General features: G+C 36.7%; 9 protein-coding genes. 4 read left to right on the top strand and 5 right to left on the bottom strand.

Translation table 11 applies throughout. The annotated features are described in order from the left end of the window. Positions 1-87: 87 nt before the first annotated feature. The 5 genes from HGC4_RS09390 to HGC4_RS09370 all read right to left on the bottom strand — a co-directional run bounded on the left by HGC4_RS09390 (position 88) and on the right by HGC4_RS09370 (position 10,037). Positions 88-1,470, bottom strand: coding sequence for a pectate lyase family protein (locus HGC4_RS09390; protein WP_050709876.1), 1,383 nt, complete (start codon positions 1,468-1,470; stop codon positions 88-90). A gap of 34 nt (positions 1,471-1,504) precedes the next feature. Then, the gene (locus HGC4_RS09385; RefSeq protein WP_050709875.1) at positions 1,505-3,142 is read right to left on the bottom strand and encodes a glycoside hydrolase family 28 protein; all 1,638 of its coding nucleotides are present in this window, start codon (positions 3,140-3,142) and stop codon (positions 1,505-1,507) included. Positions 3,143-3,249: 107 nt separating this feature from the next. Continuing rightward, positions 3,250-4,863: a DUF5123 domain-containing protein gene (locus HGC4_RS09380; RefSeq protein WP_050709874.1), complete on the bottom strand. Its 1,614-nt coding sequence runs from the start codon at positions 4,861-4,863 to the stop codon at positions 3,250-3,252. Positions 4,864-4,882: 19 nt separating this feature from the next. Next, on the bottom strand, positions 4,883-6,799 hold the full coding sequence (locus tag HGC4_RS09375) for a RagB/SusD family nutrient uptake outer membrane protein (protein WP_050709873.1): 1,917 nt from the start codon (positions 6,797-6,799) through the stop codon (positions 4,883-4,885). Between the two features lie 13 nt (positions 6,800-6,812). Next, positions 6,813-10,037: a SusC/RagA family TonB-linked outer membrane protein gene (locus tag HGC4_RS09370; protein WP_050709872.1), complete on the bottom strand. Its 3,225-nt coding sequence runs from the start codon at positions 10,035-10,037 to the stop codon at positions 6,813-6,815. 401 nt (positions 10,038-10,438) lie between these two features. Between HGC4_RS09370 and HGC4_RS09365 the strand changes: the two genes are divergently transcribed. The 4 genes from HGC4_RS09365 (at position 10,439) to HGC4_RS09350 (ending at position 19,147) form a co-directional block, all read left to right on the top strand. After that, on the top strand, positions 10,439-14,869 hold the full coding sequence (locus HGC4_RS09365) for a hybrid sensor histidine kinase/response regulator transcription factor (protein ID WP_050709871.1): 4,431 nt from the start codon (positions 10,439-10,441) through the stop codon (positions 14,867-14,869). Positions 14,870-15,273: 404 nt separating this feature from the next. Next, the gene (locus HGC4_RS09360) at positions 15,274-16,530 is read left to right on the top strand and encodes a DUF4861 family protein (RefSeq protein WP_050709870.1); all 1,257 of its coding nucleotides are present in this window, start codon (positions 15,274-15,276) and stop codon (positions 16,528-16,530) included. Between the two features lie 105 nt (positions 16,531-16,635). Further along, complete coding sequence (gene uxaC / locus HGC4_RS09355) at positions 16,636-18,042, top strand: glucuronate isomerase (protein ID WP_050709869.1); 1,407 nt, start codon at positions 16,636-16,638, stop codon at positions 18,040-18,042. A 67-nt stretch (positions 18,043-18,109) separates the two neighbouring features. Then, positions 18,110-19,147 carry a sugar kinase gene (locus tag HGC4_RS09350; RefSeq protein WP_050709868.1) on the top strand — a complete coding sequence of 346 codons (1,038 nt, stop codon included), beginning with the start codon at positions 18,110-18,112 and terminating at the stop codon, positions 19,145-19,147. The last annotated feature ends 4 nt before the right edge of the window (positions 19,148-19,151 follow it).

Below are 19,151 nucleotides of genomic sequence, written 5' to 3'. Positions count from 1 at the left end.
ACAGCAAATATTTGGACTATTAGCCCCACATAGGAACTAATAGATGTATTGTAATTACAGAATAATAATAGTCTGAGAACTCAACTATTATTTTATTATATCTTCAACTAAACTATTCAGATAGACTTCAAGATAAGTATATCCTTCTGAATTGATTTCAGTTGCCTCTTTATTCGGATAATTAGCCTCTAACCATCCATCGGGAACTCCGTCTCTGTTAGAATCTAAAACTACATCTTGCGGATTGAAGCTGTACACTTCCCACCCTCCAACATCGTTTTGAGAATCAATCATTCCCGGTCTTGTCTTACTATCACGAGAAGCTCTTACAGGAGTCAATCCATCTCTTACTTCGGTTATAATACGTGTATCCGTTTTATCCCTTTTGTAGCTGGCTCCACTCTTTGTTAATACTTTTGTATAAGCTTTTTCAGCATCGTCGGTTTCAACAGAAGGAACTTCAAATGGTACTAACGATATAAGTTCTTCTTTATTCTTAGTTGACGGATTTGGTTGAAGACCTAGTATATTATTTTCGGTTGTTGCTTTATCATTACAGATATAATTTCCAGCAAGGTAGAATTGCCCCCAGACACCTTGAGCTTGTTTATTGGCTCCTTCATCGGCATTGGGTGAAAATATTCTGTTAGGATGAGAAGATGTTGCTGATGCTTTGTAATAGTTATTTACAAAGTTGTATCTGCCACCCTCTCCTGCATATCCGCTATTGCTTCCCCAATTATAAATTACATTATTTCTGAAGTCTACTAATTCTAATTCGGGAGTAGCAGTATATCTGCTTCCACACATCCGTGGATTGCGACTATCATGATGTGCCAAAAGATTGTGATGGAAAGATGCTTTCTGACCACCCCATATCCCTCCATAACCATGGCTTCCTTTTCTGTGAACTGACGCTCTCAAGCTCTCTGATAAGATAGACCATTGTAAGGTAAAATTTTCGTTATCATAAAAAGACCCACACTCATCGGTACTCCAACTTAAAGAGCAATGATCTATAATAACATTTTTATTCTTATTACCTGACAAAGCATCGTCTTCAACGCCAGACAAATCGCCCATTCTAAAGCGCATAAAGCGAATGATGACGTTATCTCCGGTTATTTTTACCGGATAATTAGCAATACAAATACCATCACCGGGCGCACTTTGCCCAGCAATGGTTGTATTTGATAAAATATTTAATTTCGATTTCAGATGAATCACTCCTGCAACCTTAAACAAGATAACCTTCGGTTCTTCTCCTTTGAGACACCAGCGAAGGCTACCTTCTCTCGTGTTTTTATTCCCGACAACTGTGTCTTGCAAAGTATTTACATAATAAACATTTCCTCCACGTCCTCCGGTAGTGTACATTCCTCCACCTTCAGCCCCCGGAAATGCGAGAGTCTGGGCTTGAATGGTACAACAAAGTAATATCCAACACAAAAACAATAGTATTTTTTTCATAATCCTTTGTTTTAAGATTGTAGAGTTATATTATCTATTCTTTGATAATATTCTCGGGCTTAAGGCTCTTAGGCAACTTTATATTCTCGGTAAGTTTACCTGTGATTTTCACAGCTTCTTTTAATGAATTCGGATATTTCAATCCCGTAGCATCCATATTTCTTACATTGTTAAGAATCAAGGCAGGTCCTTCCTTAGCTATTATCTTCACATTCTTAAATGTGATTCCATTAGATTCAGACAATTCGCCTCCATAAGTTGCAGTTATAGTTGTATTCTCTAGATTGATGTTTGTTATGTTCATTTCGGGCAAGCCATTGAAATACATCGCACGTCTTGCATTTCTTGAAGTTAGATTCTTCACATATATGTTTCTGAATACAGGGGTCGTCTCATCTACCGCATAAGCAACATTCTCTGCTGGCGTTTCGTCTCCATCTTCCAGTGCCTCGGATGCTGATTTACCTCCGTAATACAGATCGAACAAGAATGATTCGGTAGCTATATCGAACATATTTATATTGTTGACATAAATATTCTCCACAACACCACCTCTTCCTCTACGGCTCTTAAATCTTAAGCCGACATCTGTTCCTAAAAACTGACAGTTTGAAACCGATATATTACGAACTCCTCCCGACATTTCACTTCCTACAACAAAACCACCATGCCCTTGAAATACTTTACAGTTATCAATAATTACATTTTCGGTAGCTAATCCACGACGACGTCCATCCTCATCTTTTCCTGATTTGATACAGATTGCATCATCTCCTACATCGAAAGTACTATTTATTATTATAGAATTTGTACACGACTCTAAGTCCAATCCATCTCCATTCTGAGAATAACCCGGATTACGAACAAATACATTATCTACAATCACATTCTTGCACATTAATGGATGTATATTCCAACTCGGAGAATTTTCGAAAAGAACTCCTTCGAGTAAAACGTTTTCGCATTCGATGAAACTAACCATTACCGGACGTAAAAAGTCTTTTACCGAATTCCACTCTTCATCAGACAGATCTCCTTTAGGAACATTCATATCGCTCATATCGTTCCCTTTTAGAGAACCTTTTGTCGGAAACCAATAATTACCGTCTTTAACAACACCTCCCGATTTTACAACTCTTTGCCAATGACTATCCGTTACTTTGCTTTTCTTCAAAGGTCTCCAAGCATCACCAGAACCATTAATAGAACCTTCGCCTGTAATAGCAATATTTTTCAAATTACGACCAGAGATGGGAGACTGACAACGACGAGTATCAAGTCCTTCGAATACTGTATGTACCAATGGGTACAAGTCGAAGTCTGACGAAAACAGGATTAAAGCACCTTTTTCCAAATGCAGATTTATATTCGATTGAAAAACAATAGGACCTGTATACCAAATACCCGAAGGTACCGTAAGCGTTCCTCCTCCTTTTTTTGATAAAGCCTCTATTGCTTTTGCAAAAGCTGCAGTATTCAAAGTTGCTCCATCGGGTACTCCTCCAAAATCAGCAATTGATATATTATTGGCTGGAAATACCGGACGATCTAACATCGGCATTTCGAAGGGTAAATCTTTATACAAATAATTATATCTGTCACCGGCATTAAGTAAACCTGATACCAGAAAACAAGCAGTCAGGGTAACTACAATCTTTTTAAATGTGTTCATTCTTTTTCTATTTTGATAAGGGAAGTAAGATTACAGACTTTATCTATTGCGTTATAGCTATAACTCTTACTTCCTTATCTTAATTTATAATTAGCTCTTTATTTCTCTTACCACCAACGAGGATCTCCAGGTTGCTTATCGCCACCTATACCAGTATCCTTAATCCTGAAATTACCAGTTGATGGATCAGTAAATAAATTGGTAGAAGTATTATTATAATCTGATACTCCACTCAATGGATAACCCGAAGCAACTGTATAATCGGTTGTTCTGTATGAGTCAGAAACAAATGCCGATTCTATCTTAGGATTGGTTGCACGTGTAGAAACAGAAGCATCTGATGCAGCAAATAAACAGTTGTTTATAGCTAATTGACCTGCCATATTAGCAGCCTTTCCATCGAAGTTTATAATATATTTATCCTTTGCCTGTGCATCATAGAATGTACAGCGATCAATGCTTACTGCTCCCGGTTTTGCCTTGCAAGTAATAACATTTGTATTGTTCAGTTTATATACTGTACTATTTGTCAAGTTAATACTTCCTACTGATACAGCTGCAGCATCAATAGATACAAGACCATAGCTTCCAATATTTGTAATTATACAATTGTCTATATCAATCAGTCCCACAGTTAATGCTGCACGCATACGGATTATACCTCTAAATGAAGATATATCACAATTATCCATTTTGAATTCAGAGATTGATCTTGCAGTAGTCGGATTATCATTTAATACATAATCGGCCGCAGCATCAGTTCCCGAAACCTCCATGTTGTGTATCCAGATTTTAAAGTTTGACACCGAATTATCCAGCTTTATTTCTTTGAAGTTAATAGAAGCTTTGCCCTCACCTGCTAGTCCCCATAAAGTAAGAGACTTGATGTGTGCAGGAAGTGTCCAAGCATCACCTATCTCAAATTTTGCAGTAGTAGGAATTACCAACACAACCTCAGTATCTGTTATAGCGTTTAAGAAGTCAACAATATTTTCAGTTCCTTTCATGACATATTGTTTTCCATCACCCGATATTTTTTGAGCAGTAGTAAACGTTTTTGCTCCCTTTCTTTTCTCTCCGTTATAAATTTCAATACTGTATGCTGTATTCTGCTTAAGGTCTTTTAATTCGAATTTACTCTCAGATATCTCTGATGCTGATAGTTTTATTTCTTTCTTATTAAGGCCTCCTCCTGATAATAAAATATGAGTTACTTCTGATTCGGCTTCCCATGTTACAGTTGCCGAACTTTCTGTAATATCACCTACTGCATTTAAAATCTGCTCACCGGGAGTTTTAAAAGTTAAAGCTACCCATCTAGACTCTGGTAAATTGTTATTCGACGTTACCTTCATACGTACAGAGTATCTGATCTCAGGATCGAGCTTTTTTACTGTAGTGATGTATAACTTTGAAACAGATGTAGAATCGAGAACAATATCTTCAACTGGTATTTCAACAGTATTAGTTATTGTCTTGAACTCTAAACTATCCTTACTAAATTCTAAAACATACGATCCTGCATGAGGAACACTCGAAAAAACGAGATCAATAGATGTAGCTCCGATTCTTGAGGTTTCGAAAGTTACAGGACTAAATATCCGATTGTAGCTATCGTCCGTTGCCCAGTCATTTACATCCTCGCAAGATGTAAAACTCGCTATGAGTCCTAGAGTAAATAGGCTACTTAATATATATTTTAATAAAAAATTCTTTTTCATTCGGTTTACTTTTAATGGGTTAATAGCCATAAGAATTCGTAACAATCCCTTGGTAATCACCAATCACACTACTATGAATAGGGTATAAATAACGGTTAGCACATACACCATTATTATCTTTGAAGAGTCCTGAACTAAATAGTTGTATTCTTTCTTTATAGCTTCTTTTATTTTCATCCGAGAATCCCGACATCCATTTCACCTTAGTATATCCTCTTGCCTTTAATTGATTGTCATCTAAGGCTTCCAATTCAGTATTTACTGCGTAATAGCTTGTACTGTCTTTATCGATATTCTCTCTATCCGCTTTGTATTTGTAGTATAAATTCTGAGGTATTGAGGTATATTCTTTATCAAATATGCGGGCAGTTCCTCCGTCAATCATAGCTTGGAATGCACTGCGTTGATCTAAGATTTTTTTCTCTAACTGATTCCAACGAATAAGGTCAAATTTGCGAATAGCTTCTCCTCCAAACTCCCACGCACGCTCATTTATAAGAGCATTGAAAAATAGTTCTTTCGATGATAAGTTATTCACATAATCCGCTACATTCTTCGACTCATCTTTTGTTCCGGCAAAGGCTCTCGCACGTACCTCTTTCAGCGCATTTTTGGCAGCATCCGTAGGTCCGTTTAGCTCATTTTCGGTTTCGGCAAACATCAATAACACATCAGCATATCTCATATTGATCCAGTTTACACCATATCCCCATTTACCGTTCGCATCTTTGTTTTGATCCAGCCACTTCGTATTTTCAGCCATCCAACGTTGATCCCACTTCGCAAAGTTGTACGATAGCGGGTTGCTTTGAAATACCTCTTTCTGATCGCCGCTCGCATTACTATACGCTACCGTAGCAATCGTAGCATCTCTACGAGGATCTTGTGGTTCGAAAGAGTAATAATAGTAAGCACTTGTATTTACAACATTCGAATTATTGCCATATCCATATTTGGTATTAGTATAAAATCTCACACCAATACTATATCCTATTTCTCCACTTTGGCTTAAACCTAGTGCTACTTCATAAAGGTTTTCGCCATTAACACCATCGGTCTTCAATGCACACACATCTTTCCAAATATCTACGTAGTTAGATTTCAATCTATATTTGCCACCACTTATTATCTCCTGACACTGTGTATGTGCAATCTTATAATATTCGAGATAGTCTGATCTTCTTTCTGTTGGATATCCCGGTTTATCTCTCAAAGAATACCCTCCCCTAGTTAATGCTATACGAGCGATCAGTCCTTTTACAAAACCCTTACTGATTCTTTCGGCACTAGAATAAGATACCGAACCGGCACTCTCTCCTACCCAAGGCACATCTTTTTCTATTGACAAAAGTTCTGTTATTAAAAACTCACAGATTGAATCTCTATCTGTTTTAGGCAGGTATACATTCGATAAGTCATTTTTGGTTGGTTCTGTTTTAAAGGGAACATCACCCCAGTGTTTAACCAGTTCATAATATCCCATAGCTCTTAGAGTTTTGGCTTCTCCCAGCAAAGTTTTCATTGCTGCTTTTTCTTTGTCGGTACCTAACATCAAAGGACTATTTTCGATGCCTTGAATCACCAAATTAGAACGTTCGATCATTTGATAGATTCTCGTCCAAATAAGTGTTGAATTTCCAGCAGTTGCATAATAGTTTGAAACTCCCCTATTTGTATTCTGATTGTAACTAGCCTCATCAGCTCCTACAAATTCTATATCATTATTGGTACTCCAGTTTATTGATAAACGTTGTGCATACATCTGTGCATCTGCTATACGATCATAAATACCTTTCACGGCAGACTCGGAGTAATAGACAGAAGTATATATCGTTTCGTCTGTCATCTTCGAATCACTGCTTGTTTCCAGAAAATCGTTACAAGATGAAAACACCAACGAAAAAGCTGCTATGTATATATATATTAGTTTTCTCATTATACTCGTTTTTTTAGAATGTTATGTTTATACCACCTACAAATGTTTTGGATTTTGGGTATGCAGAATAGTCTACCCCCGGAGTAAACGGACTGTCTTTGTCGCGTGTACTCACCTCAGGATCTGGTCCCGAATAATTTGTCCAACAATACAGATTATAACCTGTGGCGTATATACGTAGTGATTCTATCAGCCACTTTTTAGTCATCTTTTTGGGTAATGTATAACCAAATGTCAAATTATTTAGTCTAAGGAAAGATCCGTCCTCAATTGCCCATGAATGAAGAGTGGTAGTAGTCATCATCGGATGCCACATTGTTTTACCTGCATTCAGTTCTTGTAAAAGAGCAGGATTGGCATTCTTTCCCGAATAGATATTATTTCCTGTTGAAGGGTCAATCGTTGTAAAACGATTTTCTAGAGCCATAATAGAAGATAAATTCTGATTTTTACGTGTTAGTAAAAATGAAGTATTATCTAATTTGTTAGCATTATAAATATCATTACCATACGACCAATTGAAAAATACAGAGGCATCGAATCCTTTATAAGTAGAATTAAAACCAAAACCACCTGTATGTTTAGGAAGCGCATTTCCTATAACCTTTCTATCGTTTTCAGTTATTTTATCAGTACCATCATCAGCTATTTTCTTTAGCTTCAATGCTCCGGGTCCGAAATAACTACCATTACTAATTAAGGAACTGTTATCAGCAACGCCTTCATTAATAACCCATACGTTTTTGCTTTGATCCCAAGTAAAATCATCAAAACTGTACATTCCGTCAGTAACATAGCCATACATCTGACCTAGAGGACTTCCTTCTTCGATCAAGAAATCGTAAGTAGGCTCTGCTTGACCATTCCAGCCCGATCCGTATAATTTAGATTTAGTATTACCATTCGAAAACTTATCAACCTTGTTTTTATTGAATGCAATATTGAATGTTCCCGACAATGTAAAGTCTTTATTATCTATGATGTAAGCATTCACCGATAACTCAAGACCTCTGTTAGAAGTTTGTCCAATATTCTGATATTGCCCATCATATCCCGATGTTGTTGGAATTGGAGACCTTACAATCAGATTCTTCGTAATATTATTGTATAAATCGATCGAACCTGAGATTCTGTTTTTGAGTATTCCAAAATCAATACCGAAGTTGCTCGAATAAGTAGTCTCCCAAGTTAAGCCATTACTTTTTAGAGTCGCCGATGGGGTCAATATACTTGTCGCCTTTTCATTAGGATAGAAAACACTAGAGCTTGATGAAGTATATTCTTGTCTCCAAAACGGATCGACACGTGCATTACCTACAGCTCCATAACTCAATCTAACTTTAAGATTATCTAACCATGAATTTTGAGTGCGAAGAAACTCTTCTTCAGACGCTCTCCACGCCAATGCTCCCCCCGGAAAGAATCCCCAAAATAAACCGGGACCAAATACACTAATACCATCTTGACGTGCAGTAAAAGTCATCAAATATTTATCTTTCAAGTTATAGTTAACACGACCGAAAAACGAAGACATTCTTTGTGGTTCTCCAAGACTAGTTACTATAGGTTCGGCTTGACCATTATTCATCGCAGCCAATACTTCTTTTGCGGAAAAATCTACAGGAAAATATCTTGCTTCTACAATCTTTCGATTCATCACTCTTTCGCTAAGCTCCTGCCCTGCCAAAACATCAAACTGATGAATTTTATTCAGATTGAAGTTATAAGATAGAGTATTAATTAAACGCCAGTCATGCCCCTTGTCATCTGTTATTCTGGCTACAGGTTGCCCTGCATAGGTTTTAGAAACACCCGTTCCGCTAGTCCAAACATTATCTGTATTGTTTTTCAAAAACGCATAACTAAAGGTACTCGAGAACCTCAATTTCTTGATAATGTCCCAATTAATACCCGCGATGTAAGTGTTATTGAATTTGTTTACTTTCTTATATTCATTAGTAATATCGTCAACCGGATTATTCAGTGCGCTATTAATACCTGCCTGATCATCGTCATCGCTATTAGAAGGGTCTAATCCTGCCAATCCTTTCGTTGGACTATATTTTACGGCATTACGTAACTTTGTATTAGAGCCTGAACCTGCTGAAACACTAGGTCCTGTGATAACCTCATTCGTAACGCGGACATTAAAATTCATACTCAGATTATCCTTTATCTGACTGCTTACTTTAAAGTTTACATTATCGCGCTTATAGCCCGAATTTATCATAATATAATCCTCATCGTTACGAGTAAGGCTCAAGCTATACAAAGCCGCTTTGTTACCGCCCGATACACCAACATTATAATATTGTTGCGTACCTGTATTTCCAAACACCTTGTCTTGCCAATTGATTCCGGGATCAGATTTATAAATATCCAGATCTTGGAATCGTCCATATAGTTTCTGAAACGAAGTAGTTTGATCTAGCTCATGTTGATAATATACATACTCATAAGGGCTAAGAACTTCGATAAAATCGTTTGTCTTTTTTGCTCCGTAAGAAGCATTGAATGTGACAGAAATTTTTCCTTCTCTTCCGCTTTTGGTTGTGATAAGAATAACCCCATTCGCTCCATTTGCTCCATAAATAGCAGTAGAAGCAGCATCCTTCAATACATCGATGGAAGCTATATCAGAAGGAGGAATATCTGTGATAGTACTTACGATGATTCCATCAACCACATATAGTGGTGCATTATCCTGAGAGATAGATGTACCACCACGTACTCTGATACGTATATCAGCATCCGGAGATCCTTCTGCAGCTACAACACTTACCCCTGCCAAACGACCGGTAAGAGCTTCAGCAGCCGAAGCAATAGGTAAATCTTTCAATGATTTTTCAGAAATAGAAGCAACAGATCCTGTTAAATCCCTCTTCTTTACTGTTCCATAACCGATAACCACAACCTCATCCAATTCCGAGTGATTATCTTCCATAACTATATCAACAACTGCACCTGCAATAGGTACTTCTTTTGATATCATTCCAATATAAGAAGCTACAAGAGTTTTTGCCCCCGTAGCCACAGAAAGAGTATACTTTCCATCAAGATCGGTAATTGTACCTGTGCTTACGCCTTTTACAGCCACAGAAACACCGATTAATGCTTCTCCTTTGGTATCTGTTACCGTACCGCTTACCATCTTCTGTTGAGCATATATATTTTGCCCGTATAGAAAACAGAACAGAGTACAAACCAGAACCAAAATTTTAATACTTGTTTTTTGCATGGTTATTCAAATATGTTTAATTAGGTTAACACTTTAGTTTAGATTAACAGTTAAGTAGTTCGATTCAACTGCAATGTTAATTTATATTATTTACGAACATAGGGGATATTTTGACTAGAAGGGGTGGGAAATCTGATATTGCCCTGCAAAAGCATCAAAATAACCTATCCGAATAATTGATAAGAAGCACACTCACGTACAATATAGAAATGTCTGAGGAGGCAACTAGAGCACCTTTTGCGTAACATTATAAGAGAACCACTTCTCTAAACCCATCCAAAAAGTCAATAAAACAGGGGGATAAATACTCTTAGAAGCGGGGTCAAATTGATTTATTAGTCGATCTATTCTCCGTTTTTCGAGAAACAAAGTTATATTTGTGAATAGTCTATACCAATCAAATGATAAACCTACGTTTTCTTACGTTGATCTTCTTTTTTACGATCAACATAACCTTATTCTCGCAGCCAAAATGTTATTTCGAACATTATGGAGCAGATGATGGACTTCCTCAGCATACCGTTATGGATATTCTTCAGGATAAGAAAGGTTTTATGTGGTTTTCTACGTGGGATGGGCTCAGCAAATTTGATGGCTATAAGTTCTACACCTATAAGATTCAGGCAGGGGATGCATATCACATGAGAAGTAACCGTATCGATTACATCTACGAAGATCAATATGGTTATATCTGGACACTGTCTTATGACAGAGAAGCACATCGATTCGATCCTAAAACTGAGCGTTTCATGGGAATCAGATCTTTGGAAGAATACAAAGATTTCAATTTTACAACTACATCAATTCTTCCCATGCCATCGGGAAAAGTTTGGCTTCTTTCCGAAAAAATGGGCTGCGTTTCTATCACAGGTTCAGCATTCGATGTTCAAATATTTAATATCCAGAATAAAAGCATACAAGCCAATCAGGTATATAGTATTCATGAAGATAAAAATAAAACATCATGGCTACTTACAGATAATGGACTATATAGTGTTTCGGAAGATGGCAAAACGATCAGCAGTCATTTTGCAGAAAAAGAATACAACGAAAACAAACCCATGCAGAGTTTCTATTCAGCCATGGAGATTAACAATCAGATTTGGTTTGGCTCGGATAATGGACGAATATGGATTTACAACAAAAAAGATGGGCAATTCAGCCTCTTCGAAACACATTCTCCTTCAAGGATAAAGCAATTAGAAAACATTGATAATAATCAGATCTTAATAGCCACAAATAGCGATGGCTTTTTCATATACGATTCTAAAAAAGAAGATCTCAAAAAATTCACGACAAAGAATTTAGCGGCTATGCCTGTCAATGATATAGTATCGTGCTACATCGACAAATCAAACAATATATGGTTCGAATTAAATTATCAGGGAGTATCACGATTCGACATCAAAACACAGACTATAAAACATCTGGCTACTAAAACAGAGAATTTCAGCTCGATTGTCTTTCCTCCCAATTTCTTCATTTTCGAAGACAATGAGAATCGTATTTGGGTACATCCTCGAGGGGGTGGATTTGCATTATACGACCCTATAAGAGAAGCATTAGTGCCTTTTTATAACGAACCGTCTTCTCCAACATGGCGATTTTCAGACATGCTTCATGCTGGGTTTTCAGACAAGCAAGGAAACCTCTGGCTAAGTACCCGGTCTCATGGTTTAGAAAAGATAATATTCAACAACGATGTATTCAAATCGACCATTGTTGATAACAATACTCACTCAACCATTAACAATGATGTTCGCTGTATTTTTGAAGATAGCAACCAAAATTTATGGGTATCAGCTAAAGGAGGAAAGCTCTTTGTCTACGATTCAACTCGTACCCAAATTGGCTATTTATGTAAGAATGGCAAAATAGAGTATGGGGAATCAATAGACGGTATATGTTATGCTATGCTAGAAGATGACGAAAAAAACATATGGGTAGGCACCAAAGGCGAGGGTATATACAAACTCTCTCCCATAAAAGACTCTAAACAGTATAAGATAACTCAATATAAAAACTCGCCTAACGACCTTTACAGCCTTAGTCACAACAGTATATACAGTCTATTTCAGGATGTAAAAAAGCGAATATGGGTCGGAACCTATGGAGGGGGACTCAATCTGATTGATCCCAATGAAGAGGGACGATTTATCAATTATAAAAACAATCTGAAAAATTATCCAAATCAACTAGGTTATCAGATTCGAATAATTTCATCAGACAAATATGGTAATATATGTGTTGGAACAACCTTCGGACTGATTATGTTCTCGCCTAACTTCGAGTCAGTTAGTTCTATTGACTATAAATCATACAGCAGAATCCCCAATGACAATAATAGCCTGAGTGGAAACGACATATATGACATCTGTACGACTAAAACAGGAGAGACATATTTGGCTACATTTGGTGGTGGACTGAACAAAGTAACAAAAGTAAATGAGAATGGTTTTCCAGAGCAATTTGTATCTTTCACTGCTAAGAACGGATTACCATCTGATGTAATTCTTTCCATTACCGAAGATTACCGAGGTAAGTTGTGGATTACAACAGAAGGAAATCTAACAAAGTTTGATCCCGTTAAAACATCATTCGAGACATATAGTGAGATCAATCGATTGATTGAAGGACAGAATTTTTCAGAAGGAGCTCGTTACGAGGCTAAATCAGGAATCATATATTTTGGATTCTCAAAGGGTTTTATCTCCATAAATCCCGATAAGATCAATGATAATACTTTTAGACCCTATGTAGCACTTACAAACCTACAGATATCAAACAAAAGTCAATCCATTGGAGAAGACTCTCCTTTGGGCATCAATATTGACGATGCTAAATCACTAGTTCTAAATCACAAACAGAATTTTATAAGTATAGAGTTTGCTGCCTTAGATTACATTGAACCTAAGCGAATTATGTATGCATATAAACTGGATGGTTTTGACGAAGATTGGATAATAACAAAAGATCAACGCATAGCCAACTATACAAACTTATCGCCCGGTGAATACACATTCCGAGTAAAATCTACTAACAGCGATGGTATATGGACTGACAATGAACATGTTTTAGAAATAAAGATTACGCCTTCTTTCTGGCAAACAGGTTGGGCTTATTTCTTATATTTCATTCTCTTTATAACCGCCCTTTTCATTATTTTACGAGCAATATTTCTTTATTATCGTCTAAGAGACAGAGTCAAATTAGAACAAGAGCAAACCGAAATGAAGACTCGTTTCTTCACTGATATTTCGCACGAAATACGCACTCCTCTTACAATGATAGTATCTCCTGTGGAGAATATTATTGAAGATAAAAAGACGCCTTCGGAGGTGAAAACTCAACTTCAATTGGTATTAAAAAATGCCAATAGAATGCTCGATATGGTAAATCAAATTCTAGATTTCAGAAAAATACAAAAGAAAAAACTCAATATTCAACAAACAAACATAGGCTCTTATATAGCATCTATTTGCGATAATTTCTATGAAGCTGCAGCCGAACAAAAGATAAAGCTAAATGTAGAAAACAGGGCAGGCAATACTAAAATATGGGTAGATAGAGACAGTATCGAAAAACTCATGTTCAACCTACTTTCGAATGCCTTAAAACACACTCCTGCGGGTAAAAACATCGACATACTTATTTCCGATGTATCTAAAGACAACACCGTATTACTTCAAATAAAAGATGAAGGAAGAGGAATGACCAAAGAGATTCTCAATAAACTGTTCACTCGTTTTGCCTCCTTCAATCTCGATAAGAATAAACCAAGCACGGGTATCGGCTTATCCATTGTAAAAGAAGTTGTAGACAAACATCATGCTAGTATTTCGGTTTCGAGTGAAGTTGATAAAGGCACTTGTTTTACAATTAAATTTTTGACAGGTATACAACATTTTGAAAACGATGACAATATTATCTGTGTATATAATGAGATTGAGAAAGAGCAAGCACCTATCTCTTCTGATAAAAATACAGAAGAAAACAACAGCAATAATACGATTGAATTAACCGAAGAACCACCACAAAGAGAAACGGTACTTATAGTAGAAGACGACTCTGATTTGAGACAGTTTATAAGAACTATTTTAGAGGCTCATTATGATATATTAGAAGCCGCCAACGGAAAAGAAGGTTACAACAGTGCAATAACCAATCTGCCCGAATTTATTCTCAGCGATATTATGATGCCTGAGATGGATGGTGTAGAATTACTCCAAAACATTAGAAAAAATGCAGAGACCAGTCATATTCCCTTCATATTACTTACAGCTAAAACCGATATTGAAAGTAAGTTATCAGGACTCGATTATGGTGCAGACGATTATATAACAAAGCCTTTTAGCGTAAAATACCTTAGAGCGAGAATCGATAATATAATAGAACAACGTAAAAGATTATACGATTTTTATTCAATAGGCAAACAGTCTTCTGCCTCTAGTTCTACTTTACCAACAGAAAAATTAGAGACCGAGCATCAAATCACTCAACAAGATGAGTTATTCATCAAGAAGATTAAAGAGGTTATTGAAAAAAACATCGATAACAGCGATTTTCTTATAGACAATCTTGTAGCCGAATTAGCTATGAGCCGTACTGTCTTCTTTAAAAAACTAAAAAGCCTTACAGGTCTTGCCCCTGTTGAATTTATTAGGGATATTAAAATTAAGTATGCAGCACGCTTAATAGAATCTCAACAATATACCATAAAAGAAGTATCCTTTATGATCGGAATATCCGACACTAAATATTTCACCCAATGTTTCAAAAAAATATTCAATATGACCCCAAGTGAATATAAGAATATAAAAAAAGACTTGTAAAACGGCTCAATTCGCTTATACTTAAGTAAATTTTCTTACTTTCGTCAAATTATTTCTCTATTACACTGAAAAACATCGTCCCTTTAGCCGAGTATCGGTAAATACTTAATGAGATATTATTCAACTATAATAACCATTGTGTTTACGATTACCAGAGCAACAAGAGACTTTGACGCCTTAAATCTACGGGGTATAATTAATCAAAGTCAAAATATCCCCCATATCCTAACAGGCTCATCAATATATTTGTAATAAGAGGGTAATAAAACCTTAATAAATCTGAATCAGGTCAAAAAATGCATGAACAAGGTCAAAAATGACATTCTCTTATATTTGAGTTATTCTACCTTTGTTCGCCAATAGAGTTTACACTTTAGATCTGATATACTTTAGTTTAACATACCATGAATAAACTTACGAATATGAATATTTTTCGTTTTTCTCATCAAGGTGTATTGATGATTACCACTCTGCTATTGTCATCTAGCCTATCAGTCAACAAAGCATTCTCGCAAACAAAAGATTTGATCATTGAGAATAAAGGTTCAATGTCTATTGTAGATTATACTTTGGAAGTTCCCGTATCTGATTTAAAACTTCCTCTAGGCAATTATATTGGAATTCTTCCAGACAATAGTATTGTTCCTGTTGAGATCTGTACTGATATAAATAATAAAGAACTAGCAATTCTACCTATTAGTAAATTAAATGCAGGAGAGAAACAAACTATCAAAATACAAAGAGGCTCAAGCAACTTATACCCAAAACGTACCTATGCCGAATTGGCGCATAAAATAGGTGGAAATTTTGAAGGCAACAAGTATGTGGGCGTACACTCTTGGGTAAAACCCAATAAAATCACACTTCCCGGTAGTTTCACCGACCACTCATATTATATAAAATACGAAGGTCCGGGATGGGAAAGCGATAAGGTTGCTTTTCGTTTTTATCTAGATAATCGCAATGCAATTGATGTATTCGGAAAAAAGACTACAGGTATTGTACTTCCTGCTGTGGGAGTAGATGGTTTTGACAATTATCACAATATGGCGCCTTGGGGAATGGACAATATGAAAGTAGGAAAAGCTTTAGGTATAGGATCTATAGCCAGTTGGGATGGAACCAAAGCTGTGCGTGTAGATACTAAAGATAGTACTACTTGCTATATACCCGCAGACGGAAAAATTCGCTCACAAGTAAAAACCATTTATTACGGATGGAGTGCTAATGGAGTAAAGTGCAATCTAACTTCATTAATCTCAATTGATGCAGGAAGTAGAGCTTCACACATGGAATTACTTGTTGACAAAGCCGTACCGAATATAGCTACGGGAATTATCAAAGATAAAAATTCGGAGCTTATTGTTAGTAATGATAAAAACAGCGAATGGTCATATATTGCAACTTTCGGAAAACAAAGTCTTAATAATGACATGCAAGGTTTGGCTGTTTTTGCAAGAACCAAGCAGATAAAAGAAATTACAACAGACGAACTAAACCATGTACTTGTTCTTACTCCTCAGAACAATACTGTTGAATATTACTTTATGCCAACATGGGAACTAGATTCTGAACCTGTTGTAACTAAGGCTGATTTCTTGAAATGTATTGATGAAGTACTAAACCGACTAAATAATCAAATACATATTGTCATCAAATAAGATATCAAATCGTTTGAACATTTCAGCAAATAAATAAATTATAAGCTGCTATAACTAGAAAACATATCATCAAATACTTTTAACTACTTAAAAGGACTAAATATCATGAAAAACTTTTTAGACAAAAATTTTGTACTGGAAACAGAAACCGCACAAGCGTTGTATCATGAACATGCAAAAAGCTTACCTATTATTGATTATCACTGCCACTTAGACCCTAAGCTTATTGCTGAAGACTACAAATTCGATAACCTAGGCGAAATATGGTTGGCTGGAGACCACTACAAATGGCGTGCTATGCGTACTAATGGTATAGACGAACGCTTTTGTACAGGAAAAGATACTAGTGATTGGGAGAAATTCGAAAAATGGGCTGAAACAGTACCTTATACAATGCGTAATCCACTCTATCACTGGACTCACCTTGAATTAAAAACAGCTTTTGGTGTAGAAAAAATCTTGAAACCAGAGACTGCTAAAGAAATATATGATATATGTACTGCTAAATTGCGTACTCCTGAGTTTTCAGCTCGTGGGTTGATGAAGCACTACAATGTAGAAGCTGTTTGTACCACTGACGACCCGATTGACAGCTTAGAATATCATATCGCACTCAAAAAAGAAGGCTTCCCGGTTAAAGTACTTCCAACATGGCGTCCTGACAAAGCAATGGCAGTAGAAGTAGCTGCTAACTTCAGAGCCTATGTAGAAAAACTATCTGAGGTATCAGGAATCACAATCAGCAACTTTACTGATTTGATTTTAGCATTACGCAAACGTCACGATTTCTTTGCTAGTGTAGGATGTAAATTATCAGACCATGGAATAGAGGAATTTTATGCAGAAGACTATACTCAAAGTGAAATAGATGCAATCTTCAACAAAGTATATTCAGGAAAAGAGCTTACAGGTGCTGAAATAATCAAGTTCAAATCTGCGATGTTAGTTGAAGGGGCTATCATGGACTGGGAGAAAGGATGGACACAACAATTCCATTATGGTGCTATTCGTAACAACAATACCCGTCTGTTTAACCAACTGGGAGCAGACACCGGTTTTGATTCTATCGGAGACTTTACGATTGCTAAAAACATGTCAAAATTCTTCAATAGACTAGATACAGATAACAAACTAGCTAAGACCATTATATACAATCTTAATCCACGCGATAATGATTTAATTGCCACTATGATTGGTAATTTCCAAGATGGATCGGTAGCCGGAAAAATACAATTCGGTTCAGGATGGTGGTTCTTAGATCAAAAAACAGGCATGGAAGCCCAAATGAATTCATTATCTAACCTTGGATTATTAAGCCGTTTTGTTGGTATGCTAACCGATTCTCGCAGTTTCTTGTCATATCCAAGACATGAATACTTTAGAAGAATACTTTGTAACCTGATAGGTAATGATGTAGAACAAGGCTTACTTCCTTCTTCTGAATTACCATTTTTAGGACAATTAGTAGAAGATGTATCTTATTACAATGCTAAGAACTTCTTTAACTTCTAAGTTCACAACCTTCTAACAAAAAAATAATAACCCATAAAAGGTCCATGACCTTAACCCATCAAACAATATGAAAAAAGTAGTGACTTTCGGAGAAATCATGCTAAGACTATCATCTCCCGGCTATCAGCGCTTTATACAATCCAATAACCTAAATGCCACCTTCGGAGGCGGCGAAGCCAACGTAGCCGTATCCCTATCCAATTACGGCATACCCACCGATTTTGTAACCCGTCTACCCAAAAATGACATAGCAGAATGGTGCATATCAGACCTTCGAAAATACAACGTAGGAGTAAATAACATACAAAGAGGCGGAGACCGAGTAGGCATCTACTTCCTCGAAACAGGAGCCGTAGCCAGAGCCTCCAAAGTAGTCTATGACAGAGCAGGATCAGCCATAGCCGAAATCCAACCCGGAATGATCAACTGGAGAGAAATCTTCAAAGACGCCCAATGGTTTCACTGGACAGGAATAACACCCGCCCTATCACAAGGAGCAGCAGACGCCTGCCTAGAAGCCATCAAAATAGCCAATGAAATGGGAGTAACCGTATCAACCGATCTAAACTACCGTAAAAATCTTTGGAAATACGGAAAAACAGCCGATCAGGTAATGCCCGCACTCGTAGAAGGATGCGACATCATACTAGGAAATGAAGAAGACGCAGAAAAAGTATTCGGTATCAAACCCGAAGGATTTGACGTAGCTCACACAGGCGGAGAAGTTAATGCAGCAGAATTCGAATCCGTATGTACCCAAATGATGAAAAGATTCCCCAGAGCCAAGAAAGTAATTATTACTCTAAGAGGTTCTATCAATGCCAATCATAATACATGGGGAGGTTGTCTATATTCAGACAAGCTATATCAATCAAAACGGTATGATATTAGCCATATTGTAGACCGTGTAGGTGGTGGTGATTCATTTATGGGAGGACTGGTTTACGGACTAATCACTTATCCTAAAGACGATCAAAAAGCTCTTGAATTTGCGGTTGCTGCTTCATGCCTGAAACATACCATTTATGGTGATTACAATCTGGTTACTGTTGCCGAAGTGGAGAACCTTATGAAAGGTGATGGTTCGGGAAGGGTATCCAGATAAAAAA

Origin of the sequence: Dysgonomonas sp. HGC4, from assembly GCF_001261715.1 — a bacterium.
Taxonomy (GTDB): Bacteria; Bacteroidota; Bacteroidia; order Bacteroidales; family Dysgonomonadaceae; genus Dysgonomonas_A.
Note: the sequence above shows the minus strand (reverse complement) of the source record. Positions and strands in the feature narration are given on the sequence as shown.